This window comes from Pseudomonas sp. SLFW, assembly GCF_009905615.1.
GTDB classification, from domain to species: Bacteria; Pseudomonadota; Gammaproteobacteria; order Pseudomonadales; family Pseudomonadaceae; genus Aquipseudomonas; species Aquipseudomonas bambusae.
Genome location: NZ_JAAAKW010000045.1, coordinates 1 through 6,260 on the forward strand (window position 1 = coordinate 1; position 6,260 = coordinate 6,260).

A 6,260-nucleotide genomic window follows, 5' to 3' on the forward strand; every position below is an offset into this window, starting at 1 on the left:
CTCGATGTTTCGGCTGAGCCAGAAACGGCGCCAAACGTCACGATTCATCCGCAACAGCTGGCGTACCTGATCTACACCTCGGGCTCGACCGGCAAACCCAAAGGCGCGGCCATCGCCCACGCTGATATTTCGATGCACATCCAGACCATCGGTGAGCGCTACCGCTTCACCGCCGAAGACCGGAAATTCCACTTCCTGTCGATCAGCTTCGACGGCGCCCACGAAGGCTGGATGATGCCGATGTGTTACGGCGCTCGTGTGGTCTTGCGCGACCAGGAACTGTGGAGCGTCGAGCAGACCTACGACACGCTGATTCGCGAAGGCATCACCGTGGCCTCGTTCCCGCCGAGTTATCTGCGCCAGCTCTCCGACTGGGCCGGTTTGCAGGGCAAGGGGCCGGGGGTGAAAACCTATTGCTTCGCCGGTGAAGCGTTCAGCCGCGAAATGCTCCATGACGTGATTCGCAATTTGCAGCCGCTGTGGATCATCAACGGCTACGGCCCGACCGAAACCGTGGTTACGCCGACGTTGTGGCTGGCGTCTTCTAAAACGGCAGACTTCACCACGGCCTACGCGCCGATTGGTGATCTGGTCGGTGACCGCCAGGGTTACGTGATGGACGCGGATTTGAACCCGCTGCCCCAAGGCATCGCCGGTGAGCTGTTTCTCGGCGGCGCTGTCGCACGGGGCTATCTGGACCGTCCGGGGGCCACGGCTGAGCGCTTCCTGCCGCACCCGTTCCGCGCCGGTGAACGCATTTACCGCAGCGGCGACCGCGTGCGTCTGAACAGCGAAGGGCTGTTGGAGTATCTGGGCCGCATCGATCACCAGATCAAGATTCGCGGATTCCGCATCGAAGCCGGTGAAATCGAGGCGGCGTTGAAGGGTTGCGAGGGTGTGCGCGAGGCGTTGGTCATCGTCCGTGACGGGGCGAGCGGCAAACAGCTGCTGGGCTATGTCGGCGGTGATGTGGCCGGCAACGACCTGAACGACGAGCAGATCAAACAGCAACTGAAAGTGACCCTGCCGGAGTACATGATTCCGGCGCACATCATCGTCATGGCGCGCCTGCCGCAACTGCCCAACGGCAAGCTCGACCGCAACGCGCTGCCGGACCCGCAGGTCAGTTCCAGCGACTATCAGGCGCCGCAAGGCTCGCTGGAACAGCAGCTCGCCGCGTCGTGGCAAGCGCTGTTGGGCATTGAAGCCGTGGGCCGCAACGATCACTTCTTCGAACTCGGTGGCCACTCGCTGCTGGCGATGCAACTGATCTCGCGCTTGCGCCATGAACACGACCTGAGCGTGCCGCTGCGGGCGTTGTTCGACGCGCCGCGTCTGGCGGATTTCGCCCTGCGCATCGCGCAGATTGAACAACCGGGTAAGCAACTGGCGCTGACCTCGCGTCATGCGACCCGTGCCGTGCAGTCCTTCTCGCAACAGCGGCTGTGGTTCCTCGATCAATTGCAACCGGGCGGCCACGCCTACAACTTGCCGGGCGCCGTGCGCCTGCGTGGCGACCTGAACGAGGACGCATTGCAGTCGGCGTTCGATGGGCTGGCGGCACGTCATGAAGTGCTGCGCACCCGGTTCGTCGCGGGGGACGGCGTGCCGTTGCAGCAGATCGAACCGGCGAGTGCGGTGCAGATCGAACGTCTGGACATCCGCCACGAGGCCGATGTCGAAACCGCATTCAACAAACTGGCGCAGACCTTCGTCAAACGCCCCTTTGACCTTTCGCACAGCCCGGTCTGGCGTCTGGCGCTGGTGCGGGTGGCGGCGGATGAACAGCGGCTGCTGCTGTGCCTGCACCACATGATCTCTGACGGTTGGTCGGTTCACGTGCTGTTGCAGGAATTCAGCGAGCTGTACCGTGCTGCGCTGGAAAACCGTTCGCCGAATCTGGCGCCGTTGCCCGTGCAATATGCAGACTTTGCGGTCTGGCAACGCGAGTGGCTGGCAGCGGGTGTGGGCGAGCGCCAACTGGCGTACTGGACACAGCAGCTGGGTGACGAGCACCCGGTGCTGGAATTGCCCACCGACCGGCCGCGTCCGGCGCAGCAAAGTTATCAGGGTGATCGCCTGCTGTTCGGCTTCGATGCCGCGTTCAGCCAGCGACTGCGCACGTTCGCCAAGGCTGAGGGCGTCACGCCGTTCATGGCGATTCTGTCGGCCTATCAAGTGCTGTTGCACCGTCTGAGCGGGCAGAACGACCTGCGCATCGGCGTGCCGATTGCCGGGCGTTCGCGACTGGAAATGGAAGGGCTGATCGGCTTCTTCGTCAGCACCCAGGTGCTGCGTGCCGAAGTGTCTGCCGAACTGACGTTCCACGACGTGTTGGCGCTGGCCAAGGCGACGACCCTCGGTGCCCAGGCCCATCAGGACCTGCCGTTCGAGCAACTGGTGGAAGCGCTGCAACCGGACCGCAGCCTGAGCCACAACCCGCTGTTCCAGGTGGCGTACGACCATCAGCAACGGGACTTCGAGCCGCTCGCCGGTCTGCCGGGCCTGTCCGCCGAGGTGCTGCCGCTGGACGATGGCAGCAGCCAGTTCGACCTGGCGCTGAACACCTGGGAGGACGTGGACGGTTCGTTGGGTGGGTCGTGGAATTACGCAACGGACCTGTTTGATCACGGCAGCGTCGAGCGTTTGCATCAGCGTTTTGTGCAGCTGTTTGAGGGGTTGCTGGCGCGGCCCGAGGCGGCGATTGGCGATGTTGAACTGCTGGATGCGCAGGACCGTGAACGGCTGATTGCGGTGAACGATACGGCGCGAGATTGGGGTGCCGAATCGTGGGTTGTGCATCGTGAATTCGAGCGTTTGGCGCAGTTGCACCCTGAACGTGAAGCCTTGCGCTGTGGAGAACAGGTGCTGACGTATCAGCAACTGGATCAGCGTGCCAACCAACTCGCTCATTACCTGCGAGGGCAGGGCGTAGGGCGTGAATCGCTGGTCGGCGTGGCGGCGTTGCGCTCGGTGGAAATGGTTATTGCGTTGTACGCGGTGGTGAAGGCGGGGGCTGCGTATGTGCCGCTGGACCCTGAGTACCCGGCGGATCGCCTGCGCTACATGCTGGAAGACGCGGGGATTGGCTTGTTGCTGAGCCACGATGCGATGATCGACGAGCTGCCTGTTGTGGAAGGCTTGCAGGTGCTGAATCTGGATCGGCTTGATGTGGCTCAACAGCCGGTCACCGCGCCGGTTGTGGAGATTCACCCCGAGCAGTTGGCGAACATGATTTACACCTCCGGTTCGACCGGCCAACCGAAGGGCGCGGGCAACACCCATGCGGCGCTGTTCAATCGTCTGGCGTGGATGCAGGACGCGTACGGCTTGGAGGCCTCTGACGCCGTGCTGCAAAAAACACCCTTCAGCTTTGACGTCTCGGTGTGGGAGTTCTTCTGGCCGCTGATGGTTGGTGCGCGTTTGGTCATGGCCCAGCCCGGTGATCATCGCGATCCTGCGTTGCTCACTGCTCTGATCGAACAGCACACGATCACCACGCTGCACTTCGTCCCGTCGATGCTCGCTGCGTTCATGGCTCAAGAAGACCTCTCCGGCTGCACTTCGCTGAAACGCATCGTCTGCTCCGGCGAGGCTTTGCCTGCCGATCTGTCGCGGGAAACCCTGCAACGTCTGCCCAATGCGGGCCTGTTCAACCTCTACGGCCCGACCGAAGCGGCCATCGACGTGACTCATTGGACTTGCGTGAACGAGCCGGGCGCGTCGGTGCCGATTGGCCGCCCGATTGCCAACTTGCACATTCACATCCTCGACAGCCGCCTCAATCCGCAACCCATCGGCGTGCCGGGCGAGCTGTACATCGGCGGCACCGGCCTGGCCCGTGGTTATCACCAACGTCCCGGCCTGACCGCCGAGCGTTTCGTCGCCAGCCCGTTCGGCAACGGCGAGCGTCTGTACCGCACCGGCGACCTGGCGCGCTGGCGAGCGGACGGCGCGGTTGAATACCTGGGACGCCTCGACCACCAGATCAAACTGCGTGGCCTGCGGGTCGAGATCGGCGAGATTGAAGCGGCGTTGCTGGACCATCCGGCGATCAGCGAAGCGGTCGTGATTGCCCGTCAGCTCGCCACCGGTACGCAACTCGTGGGCTACCTCGTTGCGGATGTGTTCGATGAAGAACACTTGCGCACCCAGCTGAAACAACGCCTGCCGGACTACATGGTCCCGGCCCATCTGGTCACGCTGGAAAAATTCCCGCTCTCGGCCAACGGCAAGCTGGATCGTAAAGCTTTGCCCGAACCGCAGCTGCAACAACGCGCCTTCGAAGCCCCACTGGAGGGCGTCGAAAGCGCACTGGCGGAACTGTGGCAAGACTTGCTCGGCATCCCGCATATCGGGCGTCGGGACAACTTCTTCGAACTTGGCGGGCACTCGTTGCTGGCCATCCAATTGGTGGCACAGATCCGGCGCGACCTCATGCTGGAGTTGCCATTGCGGGCGCTGTTCGAGTCGCCGGTGTTGGTCGATCTCGCGCAGTTCCTCAACACCCGCGCCGAGCACGCGGCCATGCCTGTGTTGTTGCCCCGGGTCGAGCGTGAGTTTGCGCCGCAGTCGTTCGCGCAACAGCGGCTGTGGTTCCTCGCGCAACTGGAGCCGGAGAGCACCGCGTACAACCTGCCGTGCGTGCTCAACCTGAGCGGCACGCTGAAGGTCGACGCCTTGCAGCGCAGCTTCAATGGGCTGGCGGCCCGTCACGAAAGCTTGCGCACCTGCTTCGCGCCGGGAGAGCAGGGCGTGCCGTTGCAGCGCATTCTGCCGGTCGGTCCCGTGCAGATCGCGCGCCATGACTTGCGGGACAGTGCGCAGCCGGAGGCCGATTTCGCCGAGCTGGCCCAGGCCTTCATGAACCAACCGTTCAATCTCGACGCCGATGTCGCGCCCTGGCGTGTAGGGCTGGCGCGGGTGGCCGATGATCAATGGCGCCTGCTGCTGTGCATGCACCACATCATCTCCGATGGCTGGTCGGTGCAGGTCATGCTCGACGACTTCGCGCAGCTGTACCGTGCGTTCTCCCAAGGCATCGATGCGCAATTGCCGACCCTGACGATTCAATACGCCGACTACGCCGCCTGGCAGCGGGACTGCCTGAGCGGTCGTGAGCGTGAGCGGCAATTGAGCTGGTGGCGCGAAGCATTGGGCGACGAGCAGCCGGTTCTGGAATTGCCGTCTGACCGTTCCCGCCCTGTCGAGCGCGACGGCAAGGGCGGGCGTCACGCCTTCGTCTTGCCGCAGGACCTTGCCGACCGGCTGCGGCGCACGGCCAAGGCGCAGGATGCGACGCTGTTCATGCTGTTTCTGGCGTCGTTCGACACGTTGCTGTATCGCCTCAGCGGCCAGCGCGACTTGCGCATCGGCGTGCCGGTGGCGGGGCGTGCTGACCTGCACACCCAAGGCCTGATCGGCTTCTTCGTCAACACCCTGGTGCTGCGGGCGCAGGTCAGCGGCGATCAGCCGTTTACCCAATTGTTGGCCCAAGTGAAGGACAATCTGCTGGGTGCTCATGCCCATCAGGACCTGCCGTTCGAGCAATTGGTGGAAGCGCTGCAACCGGCGCGCAGCCTGAGCGTCAACCCATTGTTCCAGGTGAGCTACAACCATCAGCAACAGCCGGACCTGTCGCGCCTGCAATTCGATAGCCTGAGCATTGAAGCGCAACAGTGGGACATCAAGGATGCGCAGTTCGACCTGGTGCTCGGCACCTTCGAACACCAGGACGGCCGCCTCAGCGGCTACCTTGATTACGCCACCGATCTGTTCGACGCCTCCACGGTGGCGCGTCTGTACGACCAACTGTTGACCGTGCTGAACGCCGTATGCGCCGCGCCGGACACCGCCATCGGCGATCTGCCGTTGCTCAGTGAGGCCGACCTCGCGGCGCTGGATCAATGGAACACGCCGCCGTTCTCGCCATACGTGGATCGGCCTATTCACGAGTTGATTGCCAACCACGCCCGCTTGCGTCCCGAGGCGATTGCGCTGGTCCACGGCGAACAGCGCTTGACCTTCGCCGAGTTCGACCGCCGCGCTAACCAACTGGCTCACGCCTTGCGGGCTCGCGGCATCGGCACCGAAGTGCGGGTGGCGATTGCCATGGAGCGCGGGGTCGATTTGTGGGTGTCGTTCATGGCGGTGCTGAAAGCGGGGGGCGCGTACATTCCGCTCGACCCGGATTACCCGACCGAACGTTTGCGCTACATGCTGGAAGACGGCGGCGTGAAGCTGCTGATCTCCCACGACGC

1 protein-coding gene is annotated in these 6,260 nt (G+C 63.6%); it reads left to right on the plus strand.

What is annotated here, in order from left to right; all coding sequences use genetic code 11:
- Positions 1–6,260, plus strand: a 6,260-nt coding sequence (locus GVN17_RS29365) for a non-ribosomal peptide synthetase (RefSeq protein WP_166598773.1), incomplete at both ends; no start/stop codon positions are given.